The sequence below is a fragment of the Leptolyngbya sp. FACHB-321 genome, assembly GCF_014695975.1.
Classification (GTDB): Bacteria; Cyanobacteriota; Cyanobacteriia; order Leptolyngbyales; family Leptolyngbyaceae; genus Stenomitos.
In genome coordinates this window covers 144,738-169,223 of sequence record NZ_JACJPI010000058.1, presented here as the reverse complement: position 1 = coordinate 169,223, position 24,486 = coordinate 144,738, and the positions used below count along the sequence as shown (strand labels likewise).

At 50.2% G+C, this 24,486-nt stretch carries 24 protein-coding genes; 11 read left to right on the top strand and 13 right to left on the bottom strand.

The genetic code is table 11. The features are described from left to right. Positions 1-65: 65 nt before the first annotated feature. Together H6F76_RS11605 and cobA are read right to left on the bottom strand one after the other, a co-directional pair. Positions 66-254, bottom strand: coding sequence for a hypothetical protein (locus H6F76_RS11605; protein WP_190454804.1), 189 nt, complete (start codon positions 252-254; stop codon positions 66-68). Between the two features lie 281 nt (positions 255-535). Further along, positions 536-2,137 (bottom strand): uroporphyrinogen-III C-methyltransferase, encoded by a 1,602-nt coding sequence (gene cobA, locus H6F76_RS11600; protein ID WP_190508340.1) that lies wholly within the window; start codon positions 2,135-2,137, stop codon positions 536-538. A 120-nt stretch (positions 2,138-2,257) separates the two neighbouring features. Between cobA and H6F76_RS11595 the strand changes: the two genes are divergently transcribed. Then, a complete protein-coding gene (locus H6F76_RS11595) occupies positions 2,258-2,959 on the top strand; it encodes an SH3 domain-containing protein (RefSeq protein ID WP_190508337.1) in 702 nt (233 codons plus the stop codon). Positions 2,960-2,969: 10 nt separating this feature from the next. Here H6F76_RS11595 and H6F76_RS11590 read toward each other — a convergent pair whose 3' ends face one another. The 3 genes from H6F76_RS11590 to H6F76_RS11580 all read right to left on the bottom strand — a co-directional run bounded on the left by H6F76_RS11590 (position 2,970) and on the right by H6F76_RS11580 (position 4,707). Further along, positions 2,970-3,557, bottom strand: a complete 588-nt coding sequence (locus H6F76_RS11590) for a sugar O-acetyltransferase (protein WP_190508335.1) — start codon at positions 3,555-3,557, stop codon at positions 2,970-2,972. 58 nt (positions 3,558-3,615) lie between these two features. Further along, positions 3,616-3,909, bottom strand: a complete 294-nt coding sequence (locus H6F76_RS11585; protein WP_190454792.1) for a DUF2288 domain-containing protein — start codon at positions 3,907-3,909, stop codon at positions 3,616-3,618. A 159-nt stretch (positions 3,910-4,068) separates the two neighbouring features. Beyond that, entirely contained in the window at positions 4,069-4,707 is a 639-nt protein-coding gene (locus tag H6F76_RS11580; protein ID WP_190508333.1) for a lysophospholipid acyltransferase family protein, read from the bottom strand. Positions 4,708-4,729: 22 nt separating this feature from the next. Between H6F76_RS11580 and H6F76_RS11575 the strand changes: the two genes are divergently transcribed. Then, positions 4,730-5,290 carry a hypothetical protein gene (locus H6F76_RS11575; RefSeq protein WP_190508331.1) on the top strand — a complete coding sequence of 187 codons (561 nt, stop codon included), beginning with the start codon at positions 4,730-4,732 and terminating at the stop codon, positions 5,288-5,290. A gap of 98 nt (positions 5,291-5,388) precedes the next feature. Here the strand turns inward: H6F76_RS11575 and fabD are convergent, their stop codons facing one another. The 3 genes from fabD to plsX form a co-directional block, all read right to left on the bottom strand. Then, on the bottom strand, positions 5,389-6,273 hold the full coding sequence (fabD, locus tag H6F76_RS11570) for an ACP S-malonyltransferase (protein ID WP_190508329.1): 885 nt from the start codon (positions 6,271-6,273) through the stop codon (positions 5,389-5,391). Positions 6,274-6,357: 84 nt separating this feature from the next. Next, positions 6,358-7,362: a beta-ketoacyl-ACP synthase III gene (locus tag H6F76_RS11565; RefSeq protein WP_190508327.1), complete on the bottom strand. Its 1,005-nt coding sequence runs from the start codon at positions 7,360-7,362 to the stop codon at positions 6,358-6,360. A 49-nt stretch (positions 7,363-7,411) separates the two neighbouring features. Continuing rightward, positions 7,412-8,458 (bottom strand): phosphate acyltransferase PlsX, encoded by a 1,047-nt coding sequence (gene plsX / locus H6F76_RS11560; RefSeq protein WP_190508324.1) that lies wholly within the window; start codon positions 8,456-8,458, stop codon positions 7,412-7,414. Between the two features lie 704 nt (positions 8,459-9,162). Here plsX and H6F76_RS11555 point away from each other — a divergent pair. Next, complete coding sequence (locus tag H6F76_RS11555; protein WP_190508322.1) at positions 9,163-10,863, top strand: phospholipase D-like domain-containing protein; 1,701 nt, start codon at positions 9,163-9,165, stop codon at positions 10,861-10,863. Positions 10,864-10,899: 36 nt separating this feature from the next. Here the strand turns inward: H6F76_RS11555 and H6F76_RS11550 are convergent, their stop codons facing one another. After that, a complete protein-coding gene (locus H6F76_RS11550) occupies positions 10,900-11,133 on the bottom strand; it encodes a hypothetical protein (RefSeq protein WP_190508320.1) in 234 nt (77 codons plus the stop codon). A gap of 726 nt (positions 11,134-11,859) precedes the next feature. Between H6F76_RS11550 and H6F76_RS11545 the strand changes: the two genes are divergently transcribed. The 4 genes from H6F76_RS11545 to H6F76_RS11530 all read left to right on the top strand — a co-directional run bounded on the left by H6F76_RS11545 (position 11,860) and on the right by H6F76_RS11530 (position 16,511). After that, on the top strand, positions 11,860-13,062 hold the full coding sequence (locus H6F76_RS11545) for an NAD(P)/FAD-dependent oxidoreductase (RefSeq protein WP_190508318.1): 1,203 nt from the start codon (positions 11,860-11,862) through the stop codon (positions 13,060-13,062). A 426-nt stretch (positions 13,063-13,488) separates the two neighbouring features. After that, positions 13,489-14,340, top strand: coding sequence for a pentapeptide repeat-containing protein (locus H6F76_RS11540; RefSeq protein WP_190508317.1), 852 nt, complete (start codon positions 13,489-13,491; stop codon positions 14,338-14,340). 249 nt (positions 14,341-14,589) lie between these two features. Beyond that, complete coding sequence (locus H6F76_RS11535; RefSeq protein WP_190508315.1) at positions 14,590-15,246, top strand: HAD family hydrolase; 657 nt, start codon at positions 14,590-14,592, stop codon at positions 15,244-15,246. A gap of 92 nt (positions 15,247-15,338) precedes the next feature. Then, positions 15,339-16,511 carry a DNA double-strand break repair nuclease NurA gene (locus H6F76_RS11530; protein WP_190454758.1) on the top strand — a complete coding sequence of 391 codons (1,173 nt, stop codon included), beginning with the start codon at positions 15,339-15,341 and terminating at the stop codon, positions 16,509-16,511. Between the two features lie 163 nt (positions 16,512-16,674). Here H6F76_RS11530 and ribE read toward each other — a convergent pair whose 3' ends face one another. Continuing rightward, positions 16,675-17,352 carry a riboflavin synthase gene (gene ribE, locus H6F76_RS11525; RefSeq protein ID WP_190508313.1) on the bottom strand — a complete coding sequence of 226 codons (678 nt, stop codon included), beginning with the start codon at positions 17,350-17,352 and terminating at the stop codon, positions 16,675-16,677. 395 nt (positions 17,353-17,747) lie between these two features. Here ribE and H6F76_RS11520 point away from each other — a divergent pair, with 395 nt between their 5' ends. Then, a complete protein-coding gene (locus H6F76_RS11520; RefSeq protein ID WP_190454751.1) occupies positions 17,748-18,254 on the top strand; it encodes a bifunctional nuclease family protein in 507 nt (168 codons plus the stop codon). A gap of 313 nt (positions 18,255-18,567) precedes the next feature. On the opposite strand, the gene H6F76_RS11515 is transcribed toward H6F76_RS11520, so the two are convergent. Next, positions 18,568-19,191, bottom strand: coding sequence for an adenylate/guanylate cyclase domain-containing protein (locus H6F76_RS11515; protein WP_190454749.1), 624 nt, complete (start codon positions 19,189-19,191; stop codon positions 18,568-18,570). A gap of 82 nt (positions 19,192-19,273) precedes the next feature. Further along, on the bottom strand, positions 19,274-19,942 hold the full coding sequence (locus H6F76_RS11510; protein ID WP_190508311.1) for a nitroreductase family protein: 669 nt from the start codon (positions 19,940-19,942) through the stop codon (positions 19,274-19,276). A 201-nt stretch (positions 19,943-20,143) separates the two neighbouring features. Between H6F76_RS11510 and H6F76_RS11505 the strand changes: the two genes are divergently transcribed. From H6F76_RS11505 to H6F76_RS11495, 3 genes are all read left to right on the top strand, one after another. Then, positions 20,144-20,938, top strand: coding sequence for a YdcF family protein (locus H6F76_RS11505; protein ID WP_190508309.1), 795 nt, complete (start codon positions 20,144-20,146; stop codon positions 20,936-20,938). A gap of 297 nt (positions 20,939-21,235) precedes the next feature. Further along, complete coding sequence (locus tag H6F76_RS11500) at positions 21,236-22,528, top strand: Glu/Leu/Phe/Val dehydrogenase (protein ID WP_190508307.1); 1,293 nt, start codon at positions 21,236-21,238, stop codon at positions 22,526-22,528. 172 nt (positions 22,529-22,700) lie between these two features. Continuing rightward, complete coding sequence (locus H6F76_RS11495; RefSeq protein WP_190508305.1) at positions 22,701-23,426, top strand: TPM domain-containing protein; 726 nt, start codon at positions 22,701-22,703, stop codon at positions 23,424-23,426. A 135-nt stretch (positions 23,427-23,561) separates the two neighbouring features. Here H6F76_RS11495 and H6F76_RS11490 read toward each other — a convergent pair whose 3' ends face one another. Continuing rightward, positions 23,562-24,314: a glucose 1-dehydrogenase gene (locus H6F76_RS11490; RefSeq protein ID WP_190508303.1), complete on the bottom strand. Its 753-nt coding sequence runs from the start codon at positions 24,312-24,314 to the stop codon at positions 23,562-23,564. Positions 24,315-24,486: the final 172 nt, after the last annotated feature.

Below are 24,486 nucleotides of genomic sequence, written 5' to 3'. Positions count from 1 at the left end.
TCGCAACCAGAGACCGCTAGCAAACTAAGCAATGGCAAATACGTTTTCTGGCTTAAAAAGCGCTTTTACGCGTCAGCAGCGCCTTCACCAGCCCGATTTGCACCATCTTGATCACCACCCTCAGCCTCGTCACGCCCACCGCCATCAGTGCGTCGTCTACCAAAGCGACCTGTATTCGTTTTCTTACGGAACTTCCGGGCGTACGCCTGATTACGGAGAGCTTTTTCTTTCTTTTGGTTGCGGCGTTTAGCCATGAGTACCCCTTATAAGACAACCGACAGTAATAAGCCAATTAGCGCTCAAATTATCGCTAAAAAACGCAGCCTGTGTTTCAAGCTGGTTGGCGATGGCTTAAAAATTTGAGAAGCAAGATGATCACTTTAACACAATCTGCTGAACCTATTAGACATTAAACGTTGAAATGGTGTGAACTGAAAAACCAATGATGCTTTAGCGATCGTTGCTTCCAATTAGTGCTTTTAGTAGGGACGTTACAGGCATCGTCCTTAGAGGCGATCAACGGAGATTCCAGTACTTAACTCTCTGCGGCTGCAACCCATTGAGCGATCGCCTGAGCTAAACCATCTAGCGTATATGCCTGCGCTTCTGCATCTACTCTGCCTAACAAGCTAGTGCAGGCTTTGGTCGTTTGAGGACCGATCGACGCGATGCAGATTCCATCTAACCAGGCTTGCCAGGAGTTATCTACCTGTGATTGTTCTAACAGTTGACAAAAGTGCTTCACGGTTTTGGCACTAGCGAAGGTAATCACATCGACAGTGCGGGTTTGGAGGGCGGTCAGAGCTTCAGGGGCGATCGCCTCTGGGCAACGCGATTGGTATGCCGCTACTTCGGTAACAGCGGCACCGCGGTCGATAAAATCTTTCACCAACATATCCCGACCACCGCTTTCTACTCTGGGGAAAAGCACTCTGGCTCCCTGCAAGGAACCAGGGAAATGGCTAGCCAGCGAATCGGCAACAAACTCTGGCGGTACGAAATCAGGCTGCAAGCCGCGTTGCTCTAGCTTGTACGCTGTCTTATCGCCAATGACGGCAATTTTTAACCCTGCCAGCGCACGAATGTCACGAATCTGAGTCGCCAAACGTTCAAAAAAGTAATCGACGCTGTTTGCAGACGTTAGCAGTAGCCAGTCGAAGTCTGACAGCCGAGCCAGCGCGTGATCCAGTGGCTGCCAGCTAGAAGGCGGCACAATTTCGAGGGCTGGCATTTCGATGACCGTTGCCCCATCACGCTGGAGGCGTGCGGTAAATTGACCAGACTGGGTTGCCGATCGTGTCACTAGCACCGTTTTGCCAGCCAGGGGCAGAGCGGCAGTGGTAGCATCAGCAATGATCGCATCGGACGTTGAATCTGGAGTAGTAAGCACAGTCGAAAAGGGGGCAAAGGAACGGGGTTGAAGATAGGAACGTAGCTTGACGACTTCACCGATCACAATCACACAGGGAGAGAGTGCTGCGGTTGCAGTTTGCTGCAAGATGGTTTGCAGGGTGCCTTCCCAAAGCTGCTGCTGTGACTGACCAGCCCAGCGAACAATGGCGATCGGTGTTTGGGGCGATCGCCCATGCATCTGAAGGCGACGTAGAATCTCAGGCAAGTGCCGCCCACCCATAAGAATAACCAGGGTGTCGATTCGTGCCAGCGTCAGCCAGTCTAGCTCGTCTGGCTGATGACCACTAAGCACTGTAAAACAGCGACTTAAGACTGGATCAGTCAGCGGAATACCTGCCAGCAACGGTGCCACCAGCGCTGAAGATAACCCAGGCACTACCTCAAACGCACAGCCTGCTGCCGTCAACGCTTCGATTTCGGCATGGCTTCGACCAAAGATAAACGGATCACCACTCTTTAATCTAACCACGTGTTGTCCTTGCAAACAGTGGTGCACCAGCAAAGCATTAATCTCCGCTTGTACCATACTAAGCTCACCACCGCGTTTGCCCACGTTAAGCAGCAAGCAGGTTGGGGGTGCTAGCTGTAGCAAGGCGCTGTCTACCAGTGCGTCATAGACCAGCACCTCTGCCTTGGTTAGTAGCTGCTGTGCCTGTACAGTTAAATAAGCGGCAGCGCCCGGTCCCGACCCGACGAAATAGACGATGCCGATGTTCTTAGCCATGGGTCTCAACACTCTTTGCTTTCAAAAATTCGGAAAACTACGTACGCTATTTGGCGGATGGTCAGTTAGCCTAGACTCAATCTAATCAGCGATCGGGCGCATCTTCACAGGATATCCAGGATGACTACAGTTCCTAAACCTGCCCTGATTGGTTTTGGTGCAGCGATTTTTCTCACGGCTGCTAGTGTTACGGCTGCTACCTTGCACTTTCAACCGTCGTTGGTGGCAGGGCTACAAGCTGTCCGCAAAGCTGCAACAGCACCTAAAACGATTTGCAAAACAATAGCGACAGATCCGTCACCACCGCTGAATGTTCGCTCCAGCCCAGTCGTTGCACCTGATAATGTCGTGGGCACTGTGCGGAATGGCACCCAATTAACGGTTGTTGATCGCAATGAAGGCTGGCTACGGATCAAGCAGCCACAAGAGGGCTGGGTTTATGAGAATTTAACCGTAACAAGCTGCATTTCAGCGGCGGCAGAGACACAGACGAGCACACCCGTTGCAACTGATGATGGTTTAAGCGTTTTAGCCAAAGCAAATGAACGCTATCAAGCTGGCGACCTTGAAGCCGCGATCGCTCTGGCAAAAGCAATCCCCGCGACCAGCGTAGCGTATCAACCCGCTAAAGGTGCGGTCAACCAATGGCAGCGCGACTGGAAGACCGCAGAAACCACCTTTGCAGAAATGCAACGAGCGATCGCAGCTAAACGCTGGGAAGACGTACTGAGCAAAGTCCAAACGTTTCCAGAGAATCGCTTTTGGCGGGCAAAGTTAACCCCGATCGTTAAAGTTGCAATCCAGCGTCAGAAGGGCGGTTAGACAGGAGTCCTTATTCCAGGGCTGGCGCATCTACAGACCGCAGCACTCGACAGGGATTGCCCACAGCGACCACATTCGCGGGAATGTCTTTGGTAACAACGCTGCCAGCACCAATGGTCGTATTGTCGCCGATCGTCACGCCAGGACAGATAATCGCCCCTCCGCCAATCCAAACGTTGTTGCCAATGCGAATCGGTGCGGCAAGTTCGCGTCCTGTCAGCCGCACGGTGGGATTGGTGGGATGATAGGCGGCGTAGATTTGAACATAGGGAGCGCAAAGGACATCATTGCCAATGTGTACCTTGTTGCAATCGAGAATCACACCACCGTAGTTCATATAGAAGCGATCGCCGATCGTAATATGGCTGCCGTAATCGCAGTGAAACGGCGGCACAATTTGGGGCTTCTCACCGATCGCACCAAAGAGCGCTCGTAGGGTCTGAATGCGCTTGTCCCCTTCTGTTTCAGTTGTTTGGTTGTAGAGTCGCAAGAGCCGTAATGCCCGCTGGCTCTCTGCTACCAGCTCAGCATCATTAATGGGAAGGTACAGTTCACCTGCCAGCATCTTTTGCTTTTCGGTTTTTGATGTGTCGCTCATGGTGCTTTGGCAGGTATAGCGATCGTTCAACCATTCGGGGCGTTAGTGATCGTCAAGCTTAACTAGACATTTCCTGAATCAGCACATACGGCTGCACAATGAGCGCGTTGAAGCGCGTGGACTGGTTTATATTCCAGTCTGACAATTGCGTTGGAAACGGCTTATGGATCAGGTTTTCTTCAATCCAGGGTTGGACTCGCGCTGTGTCGTCGTTAGCGATCGCCACAGCTACATCCACCACATCCAGTCCCGACTCCACCACAATCAGAGAATCCCGACGGGCATGAGGGGCAAGCCAGTCCCATTCTGCTTCCGCTAGTGCCTCAGCCAGCTCTGCTCTTAAATCACTCATGTAGCAATCCTTTTTGCTGTATAAACGTTTTTAAGCTGTCAGCGATCAGCTTTCAGCCTTCAGCGTAGAGTTTACTCCTGACTTCAGCTATCGGCTTCCAGGCTTAAATCATACTATTGACCGCTAACCGCTAACCGCTAACTGCTGACCGCTAACACCCTAGCGTCCTAAATCATGCAGAGCGTTAATGGCAGCCGCACATTGCTGAGTAACGGCTTCTAGCGCCTCACGATCGCCCGCTTGCGGTGGTGGAATGACCTCACCAATACGGATCGTTAAAGGCACCGAACGGGGAGCGGCAGAACCTTTGCGAAAAATGGCGTGAGTACCCCATAAGCTAACAGGTAATAACGGAGCCTGAGTTTTGGCAGCGAGCCATGCTGCACCCAGCTTTGGATCAGTTACCTTGCCATCGGGTGTGCGTGTGCCCGTAAGAAAGACGCCTGCTGCCCAGTTTTGCTCTAGAAAACCCATTGCTGCTCGAAGGGCACTGCGATCAGCTGAACCCCGCTTGACCGGATAGGCACCATAAAGGGCGATCGCTTGTTTTAGCACAGGCACTTGGAACAGTTCCTCCTTTGCCATATATGCCACCGGACGACCGACACAGCAAGACAACAGCGGCGGGTCAAAATCGCTCGCGTGATTACTTACCACAACAAGCGGTCCCGTTTTTGGCACATTCCCTGCGCCATAGACACGTCCCCGAAAATAAAGATGCAGCCCTGGACTCACCACTGACCACTTAAACAAGTGGTAGAGCAACAGGCTGGCAAACGGCTCACGACTTCTCGGCATAATAATGGGTAAGTCACTGCTAATGTTTCAATTAGCTTTGATGGGCTGTTCCAGAAGTATTTGTAAGCAACAGTATCAGATTATGGGCGTTCAGCTATTTCCTGTTTTAGAGGGGTATGAAAGAGACTACTTTTTCATTCACCGTTCAGGAGATTGGAAATCAGTAGCTTCAATGTTGGAGGAGCTTGATGGAATAGCTGAGCAGATAGAGATTGAACCAATAAGCGAATTTATAAACTGTACTCGTAGCGAAAGTCCTCTGCCCTTCGATGACGAGGAGCTAGAGGAATTTGAACAATTAGGAGAACTTATAGATGGGGTCTGGTATTACGAAGGACGTGAATTATGGTCGATCGAACCTCAGTGGTCTTTGCCAGAACAAGGACTAAAAACTGTACGTGCATTGATTCATCATTTACGATCTCTTCTGCCTGAGTGGGATTTGCTCTCTAGTGACGATCGAGAATTAGATGAGGATACAGAAGACTATCAGGGGGCGCTTTCCGAGTTAGAGGAACTAGAAAGCGTCTTAATCAAAGCACAAAACGAAGGCAAGCGCTTCAGAATTTGCTTGTCAGGCTGAGCTTTGAGGGATGAAGGATGAGTTAATTCTGACTTCTGACTCCTGACTCCTGACTCCGCTCTTTTCACTAACAACTAACAACTAACAACTAACAACTTTTATAGCAGCGGTAATTCTGCCACACTGCCGATGTTCTCTAACGTCAGACTTGGGCAAGTGCGTTTGATCACACCCGTCAGCACTTTGCCGGGACCAATCTCAACGACACGACTCACACCTTCTTCGGGTAAGCGCAATGAAATTTCTCGCCAGCGCACGCTACTGGTCATCTGCTGGCTCAACCGCGTTTTCAACACGGCTGCATCAATGCTGGGAGTCGGATCAACGTTAGATAGTACAGGGACTTGAGCGGCGTTAAAGACGATCTCATCCAGCGCTGTTTGAAAGGCAGCGGCAGCGGGTGCCATCAAGGGTGAGTGAAAGGCTCCACTAACATTCAGCTTGACTGCCCGCTTTGCTTTGACTTGGCTCAATACGGTTTCAACAGCAGCAGGCGTGCCAGAAATCACCACTTGCCCTGCGTTATTGTCGTTTGCCAATACTACATCTGGGGTTTGCTGAAGCTGCTGCTCAAGCTGTTCCTGATTAAAGCCAAGCAGCGCTGCCATCATGCCATCAGAGGCTTGATCCATTAGTTCTGCCCGTTGCTTGACGAGTCGTAGCCCTGTCTCAAAGTCAAAGACTCCAGCCACGTAAAGCGCTACATATTCGCCTAAACTGTGACCGGCAACAAAATCAGGCTGCTGCCCTCGCGATCGCACAAGGTCTGCCAGAATGCTCTCGATCGCATATAAACATGGCTGCGTGTAGAGGGTACGCGAAACTTTATCCTCTGGATGCTGGCAAAGGTCAGGGATTGACCAACCCAAAATTTGCTCTGCTTGCTCAAATTTCACTGTCGCTTCGGGCAGATCGAAGAGGTCTATACCCATCCCGATCGCTTGTGAGCCTTGTCCAGGAAACACCCATGCAGTCTTAGTCATTGAAGTGATTAGTAGTTAGTGGTTAGTTGGTGAAGAGAGGCAGAAGGCAGGAGTCAGAATTAACTCATCCTTCATCCTTTCCCCTTACCGTCCCCACTGGAAAATTGCCGCGCCCCAGGTTAATCCGGCTCCAAAGCCTGAAGCGACGATCGTATCTCCAGCCTGGATTTTGCCCTGACGTATTTCTTCATCGAGCGCTAAGGGAATGGAGGCAGCAGAGGTATTACCGTGTTTAGCAAGGTTGCTAATGATTTTGTGTGAAGGGATGTTCAGGCGCTCGCCAACGGCATCCAGAATGCGCTGATTTGCCTGATGGAGCAGCAGCCAGTCGATATCTTCAACGCTCAAGTTGGCGCGAAAGAGGGCTTTTTCAATCACCTCTGGTACCCGTCGGATAGCAAAGCGATACACCTCTTGCCCATTCATCGTAATGGGCTGAAAACTGCCTTGCCCGATCGTCACGCCGTCCACTAATTCTTTTGGTTCGGGCTGGTATGCCAGGTTCAGACACTTATTTTGAGTGCCGTCGCTACGAAGCTCAAAGCCAAGGAGTCGATCGTGCTCATTTGCCTGTAGTACAACAGCCCCAGCCCCGTCACCAAAAAGGATGCACGTCCGGCGATCGTTCCAGTCCACCCAGCGAGACAGCACATCTGCCCCAATCAGCAGAATGTTTTGATAAGTACCTGTGCGAATAAACTGTGCAGCCGTCACCAAGCCAAAGACAAAACCAGAGCAAGCAGCCGTCAGGTCAAACGCTACAGCTTTTTGCGCCCCAAGTTCAGCTTGAATTTGACTGGCACTACCAAATAGATCATCAGCAGTTGACGTTGCCAGAATGATCAAGTCTAAGTCCATAGGTGTCAAACCCGCCATAACGATCGCGCCCTGAGCTGCTTGAGTCGCGATCGTAGTGACAGATTCGGCTGGGGTTGCTAGTCGGCGCTGACGAATGCCAGTACGAGAGGCAATCCACTCGTCAGAGGTTTCTACAAGCTTGCTTAGGCCCTCATTATCTAGGGCTGTCAGGGGAGACGCCGAGCCGCTTCCCGTAATTGCAACACCCAGACCTGATTGTTGTAAGTTCATGCTCTATCCATCGCTTGCGGGCTTAACCAGTGTGTCAACCATCATCACACTAACCGTCAGGCTGACCGCTGACCGCTGATTGCTTACCACCCTTTTGATAGCAAGACTGAATCCGGTCTAGCACATGGTTGTCAATCGCCTCTCTTGCCAGTCGCACTGCGTTGAAAATCGTTGGTGCCTGAGAACTGCCATGGCTAATAATGCAAACACCATCCACACCTAGCAGTAGCCCACCGCCGTGCTCTGCATGATCCATCCGTTGCTTAATGCGTCGCAGGTTTGGCTTCAGCACTGATGTTCCAATCTTGCCGCGAACACCCTGAGGTAACTCTTCGCGCAGAATTTGCAACGCGACCTCACCAACCGCTTCTGCAAACTTCAGCAACACATTGCCAACAAAGCCATCGCAAACAATCACATCAAAGTTGCCCGACAGCACATCGCGCCCTTCAGCATTGCCTACAAAGGGAATTTGAGGATTCTCTTGCAGCAATTGATGCGTGCGTAACGCTAGCTCATTGCCCTTACTCGGTTCTTCGCCAATATTTAGCAACCCTACTTTAGGGCTGTTGATACCCAGAACGTACTGAGAATAAACCGTACCCATTAAAGCAAACTGCTCTAAAAACTTAGGGCGACAGTCTACGTTTGCGCCTACGTCCAGGATAATGACAGGCTTGCCCGCAATCATCGTTGGCAACACAGCTCCGATCGCAGGACGATCAATGCCCCGTAGACGACCCAAGCGCAGCAGTGCGGCTGCCATTACTGCACCAGAATGACCCGCAGAAACAACAGCATCAGCCCGTTTCTGTTTCACTAAATCCATTGCCACATTAATCGAGGCGTTGGGCTTACGCCTGAGTGCGCTCAGTGGCTCTTCACCCATCTCAATCGTGCCCTCCGCAGCAACAATCTCAAGCAGAGAGGCGTTTGTATGGTGTTTTACAGCCGCCCGAATCTCCGCTGGATCGCCTACCAGCAACACTTTCACACCCAGTTCTTCCTGTGCACGGAGTGCCCCGGCAATAATCTCAGCCGGAGCATGATCCCCGCCCATTGCATCAATCGCAATCCGCGCCTGCGTCGATCCCATTGGTCAAAGTTATAGAAACCTTAGCAATTCTACCAGATGGTTATGCTTCTATGAAAAACCGAAAACGACCACATATTACCTGTTGCAAAAGAACGCTAATTAAGAGCTTTCTTACAACCACTGTAGGGATGTGCCAGCGTTAGCGGCTGTTAGAGAGCACAGCAGTATCAACGACAAGGCCGACATAGTTCGATGTAGAAGGAGCTTGTGCCAACGCCAGCAAAATTAAAGTAAGCGCAAAAGTACCAGCCTCAAGAGTCTTGATCAGTTCTGATCGTCCAATCTGCATAGGGATATATAAAGTGATTTGCTAAATGTGTGGAGCGAAAATATCGTAAATCGAGTTTAGAGTATTCAGCAACTGACCAAATCAATCTTTAGTGAGACCTCCTAGCCTAGGGCGTTGCAGCTGCACTAGACATAGCGTTTATGGCTGACCAACTCAAAGCATGTTTCAACTGGGTTAACCATAACTTCTTGTAAAGAGAAAAAGGGTTTAAAGAGCAGCCAGTTGCAGGGACGGTAGGTGCAGCTTATGAAGCTGGAGTTGGTCTTAAATAAAGGCTTATCGTTACCTGTACGCCATAATTCTACGTTTGAGAATTATTCAAGACAATTGTGCTTCTGACTGACTGCGTGGGCACTCTTGTACGAGAGAACGTTGTCTCAACCAAGACTGATCTACCGTTGCTACCGGTCCAATCGTGCCTCTATTACATCTACATCATCGTCTTCAAAGTTCACTCGCCGTCTTACTAGCTCTTAGTGTTTCTGCCTGCCAGCAGGGATACTCTCAGCCTGTCCGTCCTACGCCCCTCCCCCAGGATGACTTGATTCAGGTCTATACAAATCATGAACCTGCCGCACGCTACACCGAGCCATACCGTAAGCAGACGCGCGATGGAGATGACCTGGAACAAAAAATCGTTGACGCGATCGCGGCTGCCCAAACAACTGTAGATGTAGCAGTACAGGAACTACGTCTACCCAAAATTGCAGCAGCCTTAGCAGAGCGAAGCGCCGCAGGCGTAAAGGTGCGCGTGATTTTAGAAAATACTTACTCACGCCCCTTTAGCACAGTAACACCAGAAGAGATTGCTAAGCAGCCAGAGCGCGATCGCGGACGCTACGAAGAATTTCGCCAACTGGTCGATCGTGATGAGAACGGACAACTGAGCCAGGAAGAAATTGCTCAAGGGGATGCACTGGTTATCCTTGATCGTGCCAGAGTACCTCGTCTCGATGACATGGCTGATGGGTCGGCTGGTAGTGCCCTAATGCATCATAAATTCGTTGTGGTCGATGGTCGCACTATCATTGTCACCTCAGCAAATTTCACTACTAGCGATGTACATGGTGACTTCAAATCGCCTGCCAGCCGTGGCAATGCTAACAACCTGCTGCAAATCAACAGCCCCGAGTTAGCAGCACTATTTACACAGCAATTTAACGTTATGTGGGGCGATGGGCCTGGCGGCAAAACAGACAGCAAGTTTGGAGTCAAAAAGCCCTTTTACCCAGCGCAGCCAGTCAAAATTGGCGCAACCCTGGTTGAAGTCCAGTTTTCGCCCACCCGCGCCTCCCTTCCCTGGAGCAGCAGCAGCAATGGCTTGATTGGCAAAACCCTAAGTAATGCCAAAAAATCAGTAGACCTGGCGCTGTTCGTTTTCTCTGACCAAAAACTGGTCAACTTGCTAGACCCCATTCGCAAAAATGGAACCGAGGTAAGAGGATTGATCGAACCAGGCTTTGCCTATCGCCCGTATAGCGAAGCGCTAGATATGTTGGGCATTACGTTAGCGGATGACTGCAAAACTGAAGCAGAAAACCGTCCCTGGCAGAACCCGATTACTACGGTTGGCGTGCCCCGCTTACCACCAGGAGACTTGCTGCACAATAAGTTTGGCATTGTCGATCAAGAAACTGTTATTACTGGCTCTCACAACTGGACGGATGCTGCCAACACAGGCAATGACGAAACGGTGCTGGTTGTACATAGCGCGACCGTTGCTGCCCACTATCAACGGGAATTTGAACGGCTTTATACGAACGCCATTCTTGGCATACCACCCGCCATCCAAAAGAAAGTAGAGGCTCAACGACGGCAGTGCCAGTTAAATCAACCTAGCCCTCAACCTTTAAAGACGATCAAGCGCGCTCAAGTTGCAACAGCACCAACTCCTACTAAAGTTACTAGAGTCGCTAGGGAGCAAAAGCAGCTAGTCAATATCAACACTGCGACTCAAGCCGAGCTTGATGCAATTCCGGGTATCAGCGCTAAACTAGCAGCGCGTATCATTACTGCTCGACAACAGCGTCCAATTAAGTCCCTGGACGATTTAGACCGTATTTCTGGCGTAGGTCCCAAACTGCTGAAGCGATTAGAAACACAGGTAACATGGTGAAACGCTTGCTAAGGTGTAGTTCACCTCGAACTACACCTAGCCGTAAATTGCCTTAAGCCGCAAAGACATTGGCAATCCTGTACGAGAAGCAAATGCCAAAGCGCTGATTCTGCCCTGCATTGAATGCGATGGCTTTAGCCGTGGTGCTGTCCAACGGGTGCCACCACCAACTCGGCGACCCGGTACACCCTCTCTCTCCGCTGCTGTCGCAGTTGTCGCAAGCGATAGCATGAGGGTTAGCAAAGAAAAACAAATCGTAAGTTGACGCATAGGTAAGTGACGATAGGGATAGATGCACAGTATGTCTAGAATTACAGAGCTGAGTCTATCCTGCCAGCGTTGAACCACTGAAATGCTTACGTCTTTAAGGAAAGAACCTGCTTCATAATTGAACCTTGCCAAGTAGATACACGGTTTAGCTGCAAATTGCTAAGCGCCTTACAATAACGTGAGTTCGGGTTAAGCCGAAGGCTAAAACCCCTACTATGAATAGCTTGAGTTAAGTAGCCAGCCAGTCACCCTTTCTCAATAAGACCTGCTACTGCAAGTATTTGCAACTGTGAGACTTATTGACAAGAACTTGACCGAGAGCGTGGTGGCAAGCCGCAGAAAATCAGGGCTTCTAGCGATTCCTTATCCCGAACTCACGTTACAATAATTCGCAGATGGATGAAGTATGCTTCATTATTATTTGTTATTTAGTTCAACTTACTCCGACAGCTATCGTTGAAGCATTTTTCATGGGCTGTTCCGCTGCATAACCAACAGCAAACAGTTTTGTCCAAGGGTCTTTGGTTGAAAGACTTTGCTCAAAAGCTCTAATTAGTATTATTTCAGAGAGAATATGAGCTGCTTTGTTGCTCCGTCGTACAATGGCGTTGACAAATCGTCAGGGTTCTTCCCCAGCATTCTGTTTTCTAAAGGCACTCGCAGAGAGGGCGCAATTGTTATCCTGAAGGGGCAGCGTTAACAGCAGCCCCTGCGCCATCAGAATTCATGACTCAACAACCTGCCCGTATTTGCATTCTTGGTGGAGGCTTTGGTGGTCTCTACACAGCTCTACGCCTTAGTCAGTTGCCCTGGACAAAGCAGGAGAAACCAGAGATTATTCTGGTTGATCGCAGCGATCGCTTTCTCTTTTCGCCCTTGCTCTATGAATTGATGACAGGCGAATTGCAAACATGGGAGATTGCGCCACCGTTTGAAGAATTGTTAGCTGGCACTGGAGTGCGTTTTCATCAGGGCCATGTTACAGGTATTGATCTGTCAGTAAAACACGTACAACTTCAGGAAGGGCACGCATTACCCTACGATCGTCTGGTGGTAAGCCTGGGTGGTGAAACGCCGCTTGACCTAGTGGCTGGATCGGCAGAACATGCCTTACCCTTTCGCTCGATTGCGGATGCCTATCGTCTAGAAGAACGACTGCGGCAACTGGAAGAGTCTGAGGCTGACAAGTTACGAGTGGCGATCGTGGGTGCTGGTTATGCTGGCGTGGAACTGGCTTGCAAGCTTGCCGATCGATTGGGCAGCCGTGGACGCATCCGACTGGTTGAGCAAACCGATCTCATCCTGAGAACGTCACCCGATTTTAATCGTACTGCCGCTACAAAAGCCTTGGATGCAAGAAATGTATGGATCGATTTGGAAACGTCTGTAGAGGCGATCGGTGCTGACAACATTTCCCTGCTTTATAAAGGTAACGTCGATACTATCCCGGTTGACCTTGTGCTGTGGACAGTAGGCACTCGCGTCGCTGAAGTCATCAACGCTCTACCACTTAAGAAAAATGTGCGGGGACAGGTTGTGGTATCTTCCACGTTGCAAGCAATTGATTACCCGGATGTTTTTGCTTTGGGCGACCTTGTTGATTGCAAAGATGCTGACGGACAACAAGTGCCCGGTACAGCACAAGCCGCCTTCCAACAGTCCGAGTACGTGGGTTGGAATCTCTGGGCATCGCTTACAGAGCGTCCGTTACTGCCGTTCCGGTATCAGCATCTGGGCGAAATGATGGCTCTGGGCATTGATAACGCAACCTTGACTGGCTTCGGGCTTAAGCTAGACGGTTCTCTTGCTTACGTGGCACGTCGGCTGGCTTACCTCTACCGGATGCCCACACTCGAACATCAGGTTCGCGTTGGATTGAACTGGATTGCTCAACCTTTGCGTGATGCAGTAGCCGCGATCGATGATTAATTTATGCCATTGCTCTAGTAGTGGCACAGTCTGTTGCAAGCGTATTTGTGACGATCATAGAGAGTTCATCCATCATTACGGGCATACTGGCTAAGAGAACTAACGTCTTCACACGACAACTAGATCCTGGGCGAGCCGATCAAGCAATCTTCCACCCAGAAAGCCCTATTGCTGATGGTGGATGTTGACCCTGCTGCCGTTCCGTTTAACGCTACTTGAACGGACATTCGCTTAGTCAAGCATTTTAGCCCCTAACGCTTAAGACTTCCAAAGGTAGCAATTTCCTTAAGCTCTATTGTGAAGATTGTTGTCGCTATCCAGTCATTTTAGTCATAGGTGAGGTGAGAATTAGGCAAATTTAGACAGCACACATACTGAATTCAAAGAAGCCAGGGGCAAATACCAAAAGTATTGAGGGATAGCTAGATGCGTGCGAGTGAACTCCTGAAGCGTTACGCCGCAGGAGAAAGAGACTTTAGCCAGATTAGTCTGTGGGGGGTCAACCTAAGCAAAGCCAATTTGAAAGGCATTGATCTGCGCCAAGCTGACCTGAGAGGGGCAAACTTGCGCGGCATTAACCTGCGGGAAGCGTCCATCAATGGGGCAAAGTTGGCAGAGGCAGACTTAACTGGAGCCGAGCTTTGGGGTGCCGATTTACGCGGTGCCGATTTGCAAGGCGCAAACCTGACCGAAGCCAATTTAGCCGGAGCAGACCTGCGAACAGCGTGTTTAGTGCAAGCCATTCTAAACAAGGCAAACCTGAACTCAGTCAACCTTAGCGAAGCAGACTTAAGCGGTGCTCACCTTTGGGGCGCAAACCTCTGTGCGGCGAAACTGATTGATATTGATTTACGCACTGCTAATTTGCGAGGTGCTTACCTCTGCCAGGCAATTTTAAGTGGCGATTTGCGTGAAGCAAACCTGAGTGGTGCTAACCTAAGCTGGACAATTTTGGTAGGGGCAAACTTGCAAGATGCCATCTTAAGTGAGGCAGAACTGAGCAGTGCCAATCTCTCTGGTGCCAATTTGACTAGCGCTAAACTACGAGGTGCCGATCTGCGGGGTGCGGATTTGACCGATGCCAACCTCAGTGGGGTGAACCTGAATGAAGCCAATCTCTCCATGGCAAAGCTCACGGGCACCATCCTCAGCGGTGCCACCCTCAGCGGTGCCGATCTGCGCGGTACCAACCTGACTGAAACTAATCTTACCGCCGCTAACCTGCTTGGAGCCAACCTGCGCGGTGTCGTGATGCCAGATCTGCCAACGCCCGGTTAATGGAAACGGAGCGAGAAAGAGCCTGTTTTTATTAAGAGCAGAAGGTGGCAGCTCTTTGGAATATTGTGCATGAAGCGCTGGCATTCATTACACGAGCCAGACTATCGATGTCTCTTGCCCTCAGCGTATGATGGGGTCAGGCTATAAGGAAGAAGTAGCCAGGTTGATGAACCTTAAGCTTCATCCCAACCCTAGTAGTGAAAAAATGGCTCAACATGGCAAAGCGCTATACCCAAGATGTCTAAGCCGATGAGTGAGCGAAGCAAACTTCCAAACGTGATTTTTTTGGATGCGGTTGGTACGCTGTTCGGTGTAAAAGGGAGCGTGGGTGAAATCTATGCTGAAGTGGCGCAGCGGTTTGGGGTTGTAGTCCCAGCAACGACGCTCAATCGATCGTTTTCTCAGAGCTTTCGGGCAGCGGGAATGCCAGCCTTTGGGAGCACCGATCGCATAGCCAGACAAAGGCAAGAGTTTGAGTGGTGGTTAGCGATCGCCACCAATACATTTCAGCAAGCAGGTGTGTTAGAACAGTTTGCTGATTTTGCCGAGTTCTTTGCTGTACTCTATGCTCACTTTGCCACTGCTGACCCCTGGATTGTTTACCCTGACGTACTGCCTGCGCTGGAACGCTGGAAACACCTTGGAGTACCCCTTGGCATTCTCTCTAACTTCGATTCGCGGCTGTATGCAGTGCTAGAGACGCTTGCTTTGGCAGAGTTTTTCGCATCGGTAACAATCTCAACGGAAGTGGGTGCCGCAAAACCGGATCCGAGGGTGTTTGCGATCGCTCTGCAAAAACACAATTGCTTGCCCAGTGGTGCATGGCACATTGGTGACAGCTTTGAAGAAGACTACCAAGCAGCAAAAGCCGTTGGAATGCGTGGCATCTGGCTACGACGCCAGTAATTTTTAAGTGTAGAGTTTGTTTTTTTGGGTGTAGGGTAGTAGAGACTGACTGGAACGCCCGTACTGATAACGATTCTGTCCTACCGCTGCTTATGACTCTGAAACCGTCTCAAATCCTTAGCTTACTGAAAGAGAAGCGGGATGACTTTGCCTCGTTTGACCAAACGACAGTACAGGCACTAGAGAAATACCGCCGAGCTTTAGCATCGGCATCGCAGGAAACGAGTGAGGATCTGCTAGAGCGGTTGGCGGAGTATGTGGCGTACGATCGCGGTGCTGAACCCTTAGAAGCATTGGGCAATTATCCAAATTGGCAAATGACCTCTGGGCTTTCGTGGCAGAGTCGTGAGGAGAGCCATGAGTGGGTGCGTGCTTGCCTCACAGGCATTGCGACCTTTGCTGTCGATGGTTCCCAAATTTATCCCAGCAAAGATTTTTCGATTCCTGTGGCGCTGGTGCAAATCGGTTGGTTTGAAAATCGGCACCAACCAGGTGGGCAATACGAGAAGGATATCGCTGTAGATGTAATGACTCCAGCGGATCTGAGAGCAAATACCAGCGGCGATCCAGTCGATCGCCGAGTCAATATGCGCCGCTTTGAGATGGAAACAGAGCGGTTAGTACAATACATGGAAGACCGGGCAGGCTGTGGCACCTGTCTGGCGTTTTTGGATGGTTCACTGGTGGCAACGTTTGCCGAAGCCTTTGATGAAGCGACGCAGCAACACTACATTGATTGCGTCGTACGCCTCCTGCAAGCAAGCGAAAAGTATCAGGTACCACTAGTTGGCTATATTGACACGTCTTATGCACGTGACCTGACCCTGATGCTGCAACGGGTGTCACCCGGCTTACCCGATGCACCCGCTATTCATGATGCGTCGCTGCTGCGGGGAATGCAGTGGGGTGATCGCACTCCCTTATTCCGCTGTAGACGACCCGGCATTTTAAGGCAATACCCCAGTGCGATCGCCAGTCGAATCGGCTTTACCTACCTGAAAGCACACGATGGCTTTCCGGTGCGGCTAGAGTTGCCTACCTGGATTGCTGACGCAGGTTTGCTAGAAAACGTACTTGATTGGGTACGTGGCGAAGTGATCATCGGCAGCGGCTATCCCTATGTGATTGAAACCGCTGACCAAACCGCTGTGTTGAAGATGGACGATCGCCAAACGTTTTATCGTCTGTTGCAAGATTGGGCAGAGGACGAAAAGCTGCATTTGCGGCTTTCGCGCAAGATGGTGAGCAAGGCAAGGAGAAGGTAGAGGGAACGACACAAAGGGATGGTTACTAGCGATCGCCCAGCTTTAGAACTTCAGCTTGCCAAGCTCTTTCCTGGTTCCTGATTGATTCATAAAAGGCAAGATCGCCCTTATCGGTACCGCCACTATTTAGCTTGTTACAAACAGCTTTGCAGCACTAGGTTTACTACAAATAACCGTGCTCTGCTAAGAAGGTTGGCGTGAGGCTTTCTGGTGCAGATGGCTCTGACATACTTCCGCTACCCTTAGCGTGCCGCAGACTCTTCTCAACGTACTTACCGAGGATGTCACCCTCTAGGTTCACAACACTGCCCGGTCGGAGATAATGCAGATTCGTTTCGGCGTAGGTATGGGGAATCACTGCTACCATGAACCAGCTTCCCGCCGGGCCGCAGTCCGCTATGGTAAGGCTCACACCATTTACCGCAATACTGCCTTTTGGAATGATGTAGCGAGCAACCTGCTCCTGATCAGTCGTAAACGTCATTTCCCAGGAGGTAGCGGTTTGCACAGACGCTTGTAGGTAGCCGATGCCGTCTACATGCCCAGTGACAAAGTGCCCGCCCAGCTTACTTCCCACCCGTAGGGATGTTTCTAGATTGACTGGGACATCGTCGCCTTGCCCCAGGCTGGAGCGATCGAGCGTTTCTGGTGAAGCGTCTGCCATAAAGCCCTGCGGCAAACACTCAACGACAGTGAGGCACACGCCATCCACCGCCACACTATCGCCGATCGCCAAGTCTGACAGAATAAGCCCCGACGTAGAAGGCGCACAGGTGATCTTTAATCGATCAACTCCCAAGGGTTGCAGCGTCCCTAAACTCTGAACAAGACCAGTAAACACAGTTTTTCTCAGCTTTTGCTAATTTACAATTCGTTTTGCTCTATTTGCGCCAAAATGCCGCCCTGATCGATGCTTGAGAAACTTTTTCAGATTGTCAAATTTATCAATTGATCCATTAGGATCAGGGCAGAAATCAGGGCATACTTAAGATTAGGTTCCTTTCATCATGACATGGCTGGCTTCCGTCGGTCTTAGCTCTGTTCTTCTCGGTGCTAACGGTTTCTTTTGACCTCATGCCTTGGCTCATTTGGCTCCGCCTGCCTCGACAGGCTTCAAAGGTGGCTAAGCCCTAGAACGAAGAGTAAATCGGTTTAAGCCTGTGTTTCGTCCTGCTGCTTGGGTTGGTTTCGTTACTTGGTTTCCCGTTTGTTTCAGGTATTCTAGAGGCTAAGACAATGATTGAAATGAAAGTCGCTGGAATTGCATTGGATGCCGCTACGCGCAGCCCCATTGTGCTTCTGAGAGATGCCACCGAGCGGCGACAGTTACCAATCTATATCGGTCAGGATCAGGCAAAAGCCATTATTAATGCTTTAGAGAATCAAACGCCACCCCGCCCGTTGACCCACGACCTGTTTGCCAACCTCCTCGAAGAATGCAACATGAGTCTGGAGCGAGTGGTGATTCATTCTTTACAAGACAACACGTTTTACGCTGTGCTCACCGTGACTCACGGTGAAACCAAAAAAGAAATTGATGCGCGACCCAGCGATGCGATCGCGATCGCCCTCCGCACAAACAGCCCTATCTGGGTACTCGAAGAAGTCGTTGCCGATGCCTCTATTCCGGTCGATCGTGATGCCGATGAAGCCGAGCGCAAAGCCTTCCGTGACTTTTTGTCCAACCTTCGTCCCGAGGACTTTCTACAGCGTGGCAACCTCAGCAGTGAGGAAGCACAGTAAAGGAAGACGCACGACGGAAGGATCTGTTGGAGAGGATGCTTTAAAAGTCCAAGTTCCTGTGGCTTTGGCTAAAGTCGCAGCGACACAAACATTAGCGCAGCCATGCCCAAAGGGCTATAACCTACCGATATAGGCTGCAAGACCTTCGTGTTTCAGTAAGCCGCGACGATGAACGTTGTTTCTGTAGTCGCGGTTTTAACCACTAAATACTTATTCAAGCAGCCTCTTACAAGCAAGCTGCATCGCCTGCCATCGGTACGTACCACCATCCGCTAGAAATGATAGTGCTGCTGCAATTGCGGGGTAATCGCTTTCAGTGAGCTGTTGGTGTTGTCCTTAATTTGTAGGCAATTAGCTCCAGCTCGGAAATTGTTAGGTCGAGCCGCTCCCATTGCTGTGGGTCTGGCTGAAGCTGACCAAAAGCAGCTTCCGTCAGCAGCACTTCGCCCCGCCGAGCGAGATCTTCTCCCAATTTGCACGCTAGATTCATCTCGCTACCATACAGATCGGTTTCATCTATAACCAGCGTTTTGCCGTAGCCAATGCCAATACCAGCATACAAATCTTGCTCGTCAGGTAAACGAGTATTTACGGCAGCAAACCCTTTTAAGATCGCAACCGCGCTGTCGATCGCTCCTTGCACCGTTGGAAAGACTGCAAATAGATTATCTGCTTCTTGTTTGACGATTCTTCCGTGATGCTGCTTTACAAGGGGTGTAGCGATCGCGTTCATACGATGCACCATTGCCAAGAAGTGGATGACACCATAGCGCAAAGTAAGCCGCGAAAAGCCAGACAGATCCAAAATGAACATGGCGCAGTCTTGCTCAAAGATCGCGCAGATTTGAGTATCGATCGCAGTCGATCGCTCTGGGTAGTCGTTACGCTCTTGCAGCAATCGGTTAAGTTCAGCGCGGGTGTTGTGGAAGTGCGGCATGGGAGAAAGGTATGAAGTAACTGAAAGCTAAAAGTACTTTTTAGCCTTTAGCTTTTAGCGTTCCCTCTCTCACCGTCCGTTTCTACAAGGAGAAGGCAGCACCATAGGTTTCGCCAAAGCAAACTTGTTCCGGGCTGAACCGACCACCAAAGGCTTTGAATGGCTTGTCGGCATAGCCCAAACATAAAATACAGCAGACATCGACTGTATCAGGAATGTTGAACGCAGTTTTGACTTGAGCGCCCACAAACCCCTCCATCGGGCAGCTATCGACCCCAAAGCTTTTTGCCACAATCATCAAGTGGGCAACGGCGAGCATTGTATGGCGATTTGTCCAGGCTTCGAGGGACTCAAAACTGGGGTGATGTTCAAAAAAGGATGGGATTTGCGATCTCATATACTCCGCAAATGTCTCTGGCATCGCGTTGTTTGCCTGCCCTAGCTTAATGACGGCTTCGATATTGTCACTGTTGCCAGCAGTGCGATCGCCACAACAAAGCAAGACAACAGGCGCTTGGGCAATTTGGGTTTGATTAAAGGCAAAGTTTTGGAGCGTTTCTTTGCTCTGCTGCTCCCTTAAAACGACAAAACGCCAAGGCTGCAAATTGTACCCTGAGGGCGATCGCAGCCCAAGATGCAAGATTTGTTCGAGAATGACTTCTGGAATGGGATCTGAGAGAAAGGCACGAGCAGCACGACGCTGTTCAATCGAATCTTTTAACCCGGTCGTCGGCTGTAAATCAATAGTCATGCCAATCCTTTCGCAACGCTATCTGTTAGTTAAATCTGGACTATAAATGTTAGACGTTTTGCAGCCCTTTGGTTCATCTTTTGTGTTTTACCCTTGGAGCAAGCGTCTCAAGCCCCTAAGATTAACGTCAACAAGTCACGGCTGACCATTATTCTTGAGCCAACGTCCTGCTCAAGACACCGCTAAACGCGAGATTGCACTATGTTTCTCTATCTTTCCAAATTACTACCGCTCTTTCTTTACCCTTTGGGGTTGACGTGTTTGCTACTGCTGCTGTCATTGGTGTTGCTTTGGCGACGATCGCGGTGGACAGTCCTGCCGATCGTGCTATCGCTGGTCCTGCTGCTAGGGGGTAGCAATGGCTGGGTTGGCGAATGGCTGGTGCGATCGCTAGAGTTTCAACATCTCCCACTGACCGAAGTGCCTCAGGCAGACGCGATCGTCATTTTGGGTGGCTGCACCAAGCCAGCCGTACCGCCACGGCCCTGGGTAGAAGTCAGTGAAGAGGGCGATCGTGTGCTGTATGGAGCTAAACTGTATCGAGACGGCAAAGCGCCCCGTATCATTCTCAGCGGCGGTCGGGTTGTTTGGAGAGGGGACGGTGGGCTGTCAGAAGCCAATGATATGGCACAACTGATTGAGGCAATGGGAGTGCCCAAAACGGCGATTTTACAAGACCCATCCTCGCTTAACACGTACGAAAACGCAGTCAATGTTAAGCAAATTATGGCAGCACAGGGCATCCATCGTGTCTTGCTAGTGACATCGGCAATGCATATGCCACGATCGCTCCTGATTTTCAAGCATCTGGGCATTGAGGCGATCGCCGCGCCCACCGATTTCAACACGACCGAGCGCGATTGGCAGACGATGCAGGGCAGTACCCAAGCAATGGTACTTAGTGCTTTACCAGAAGCCGATCGTTTTAGCCGCACAACACGAGCTTTGAAAGAATATCTGGGGCTAGTCGTTTATCGTTTAAGAGGGTGGTTATAAACTCACGTCTCGCTATGAACAATGACCCAAAAAACGTTTCAAATATTTACTCTTTTTAGAAGGCTTTCGTGTTAATCCAAAACCCGCAAACGTTCTTTTCTAAACGGTGGGGATCACACTGTCATAGGTTATGCAGCAGTTGGGAACTATAGAGAAAAGCAAGGGGTTGTCCTATTTCGCTGCTGTCACAGACGTTACTATCACTGACAGGATTACTGAAGAAACAAACAGCTTTTATTACAACATTGCTTTTTTAACGATCGGTGCGATCGCACCTTTACTGAGAGGAAAAATCTTATGCTACCCGGTTCAATTTTAGCTGATGCCAATCAACGTCTGGAACAAGCGTTGAAATACACATCCATTTCAGATGATGCCGTTGAAACGCTGAAATTTCCCCAAACCAGTCTCACGGTCTCGATTCCTGTTCGCATGGATAACGGTACCCTCAAAATTTTTCAGGGTTATCGTGTGCGCTACGACGACACTAGAGGACCTGGCAAAGGGGGAGTGCGCTACCATCCCCATGTGTCGCTGGATGAGGTGCAATCGCTAGCATTTTGGATGACCTTTAAATGTGCCGCCTTAAACCTTCCGTTTGGTGGCGCTAAGGGTGGCATCACGGTGAACCCAAAAGAACTGTCCCGAATGGAGCTGGAGCGTCTGAGCCGTGGCTACATTGATGCAATCGCCGACTTCATTGGACCTGACGTTGATATTCTGGCACCCGACGTTTACACCAATGCCATGATCATGGGCTGGATGATGGATCAATACAGCATCATCAAGCGCCAAATTTGTCCTGCGGTGGTTACAGGCAAACCCGTCAGTATGGGCGGTAGTCTGGGGCGTGAAGCCGCAACGGCAATGGGTGCCTTTTTTGTCATTGAAGCGACGCTACCGAAGTTCGATCGTCATCCAAGCAATACAACTGTAGCCGTGCAAGGGTTTGGTAACGCCGGGGCGATCCTTGCAGAATTGCTCTTTCGAGCAGGCTATAAAGTCGTTGCCGTCAGCGACTCTCAAGGAGGTATCTACAGCAAAAATGGGCTAGACATTCCCAGCCTTCGTCAGTTCAAAGACGCGAGTCGAGGTGTCAAAGCGCTCTACTGCGACAGTACGGTTTGTCATACCGCCGCCGAAGAGGTTCTCACCAATGCCGAGTTGTTAGCCCTGGATGTGGATATTCTGGTGCCTGCTGCCCTCGAAAATCAAATTACCGAAGCGAATGCCGACACTATTCGGGCAAAACTGATCTACGAAGTTGCCAATGGTCCTATTACCTCTGCTGCCGATCGCATTCTGACCGACAAAGGCATTTACGTCTTTCCAGACATTCTCGTCAACGCGGGTGGTGTGACCGTCAGTTACTTTGAATGGGTGCAAAACCGCAGCGGTTTGTACTGGACGCTAGCCGAAATCAACCAACGGCTGAAGCTTCGGATCGTGGAAGAAGCTGAGTCAATCTGGTTAGTTGCCCGCGACTTATCGATCGACCTGCGAACCGCCGCCTACGTCCACGCGCTCACTCGCCTCGGTGAAGCTATCAGCGCGAAAGGCACGCGGGACTATTATCTAAATGGTCATTAGTGGAAAGCAGGGAGTAGGGAGGGGGGAGTAGGGGAAGTAAGTAATCAAAACTTTCATCCTTCACTCCTCTCCCTTCACTCCTTACTTCTCTCCTCTTACTCCTCACCTCCAGATTGTCCATCTTCACCCTAAGCGTAGTATTTTGGAGAAATACGTTTCTTAGAGCGGTACTATGCAACGCCTCCTCAACCAATGCCATTGGAAGCACATCGGTCAACGCCTACTGCTTTTTGTGGCAGTTTTTGTTTTGGCGACACAGCTTTTTGTGACTCCTGCCCATGCTACAGGTGTGAGCGAAGTACCCAAACCCAAAGCAGGCACGTGGATTGTTGACCAGGCTGAGGTGCTTAGTCGCTCTAACGAAGGCAAAATTGCCACCGTTCTAAAGGATTTGGCAAAGCAGACTGGTAATGAGGTGCGCCTAGTCACAATCCATCGATTGGATTATGGCGAAACGATCGAAACCTTTACCAACAAGCTCTTTGACCTGTGGTTTCCAACAGCAGAGGCAGGCGCAAACCAAACGGTGCTGGTGTTAGATAACCTTACGAATAACGTAGCGCTGCATGCGGGTGAAACGGTCAAAACAAAACTGTCAGACGATGTTGCTCAAAGCGTGACGCAAGAAACTGTACTTATTCCGCTTAAAGAAGGAAATAAGTATAATCAAGCGCTTTTGGGTGCCAGCGATCGCCTCGCGGCTGTGCTATCTGGTCGCCCCGATCCGGGTCCGCCAACGCTCACTGACAACATTCAGGTTGAAGGCACGTTTGCAACACCAGAAGAAACCAAAGAAAGCAACGCTACTGTCTGGGTCATTGGCTTCCTTGTCGTAGCAACCGTCGTACCAATGGCAACCTACTATTTCTACCTCTTCCTCCAATCACGAGAGGGATAGCTGATAGCTTTTGGTTGTTAGTTGTTAGAGAAACCCGACTTCCAACTGTTGGCAGTTCATACTTTGGTTAAGTGGCTGTCAATTATCTCTGCTTCCACATAGCAGTTCTGTTGGAGCGGGCTGTTATGTGAGGGACTACTTCTGAACGGCTGTGAAGCCACCATCGACGACTAAGTTATGCCCAGTCACAAAGGCAGCTCCATCAGAACACAACCAAACGACTGCCTCAGCAATATCTTCTGGCATACCGATTCGCTGTAGTGGAATCCCGGCTGCAACTTGATCTAGCATTTCAGGTGGTGCTTCTGCCCACAAATCAGTTTTCACTGCTCCAGGGCTAACGGTGTTAATCCGAATGCGATCCGCAGAATATTCCGCTGCTGCTGCACGAGAGAGGGCGATGACTCCCGCTTTTGCCGCTCCGTAGGCTCCATAGTTTGCAACACCAAGGAGTGCGCCTTGGGACGAAGTATTGACGATCGCGCCGCCTCCTGATTGCTGCATCACAGGAATTTCGTACTTCATCGACAGCCACACCGACTTAAGATTCGCATTAATCTCATAGTCCCAATCTGCTTCTGACAGCTCAGTAATTTTGCCAGAAGTTCCAGAACCAGCATTGTTAAAGGCGTAGTCAAGACGACCGTAAGTTTCGACCGTCTTCTTAACCATTGCTTCAATATCAGAGGCTTTGGTGACATCTGCCTGAACAAAGATCGCTTCACCACTAGTTTCTGTAATCAGTCGAACGGTTTCTTCTCCCTTGTCGGCACGGCGAGCCACAACCACAACCTTTGCTCCAGCTTTGGCAAAGGCGATCGCAGTTGCACGACCAATCCCAGAGCTTGCCCCGGTAACAATTGCCACTTTACTAGCCATTGAACTCATAGTTTGCGCCCCCTGGTGGTCACAGCTCTTTGAAACTACTCTGCTCATCCTAATGCAGCTAGTCAAATTTGTAGATGAGCTGACCGAATTGGAGCGAAAGCTGCTTTTGAGGCTGAACTTTGATAGCTCGATCGCATGGCTTCTAAAAGCTATCCTTGCAGCCCTTGCCGCT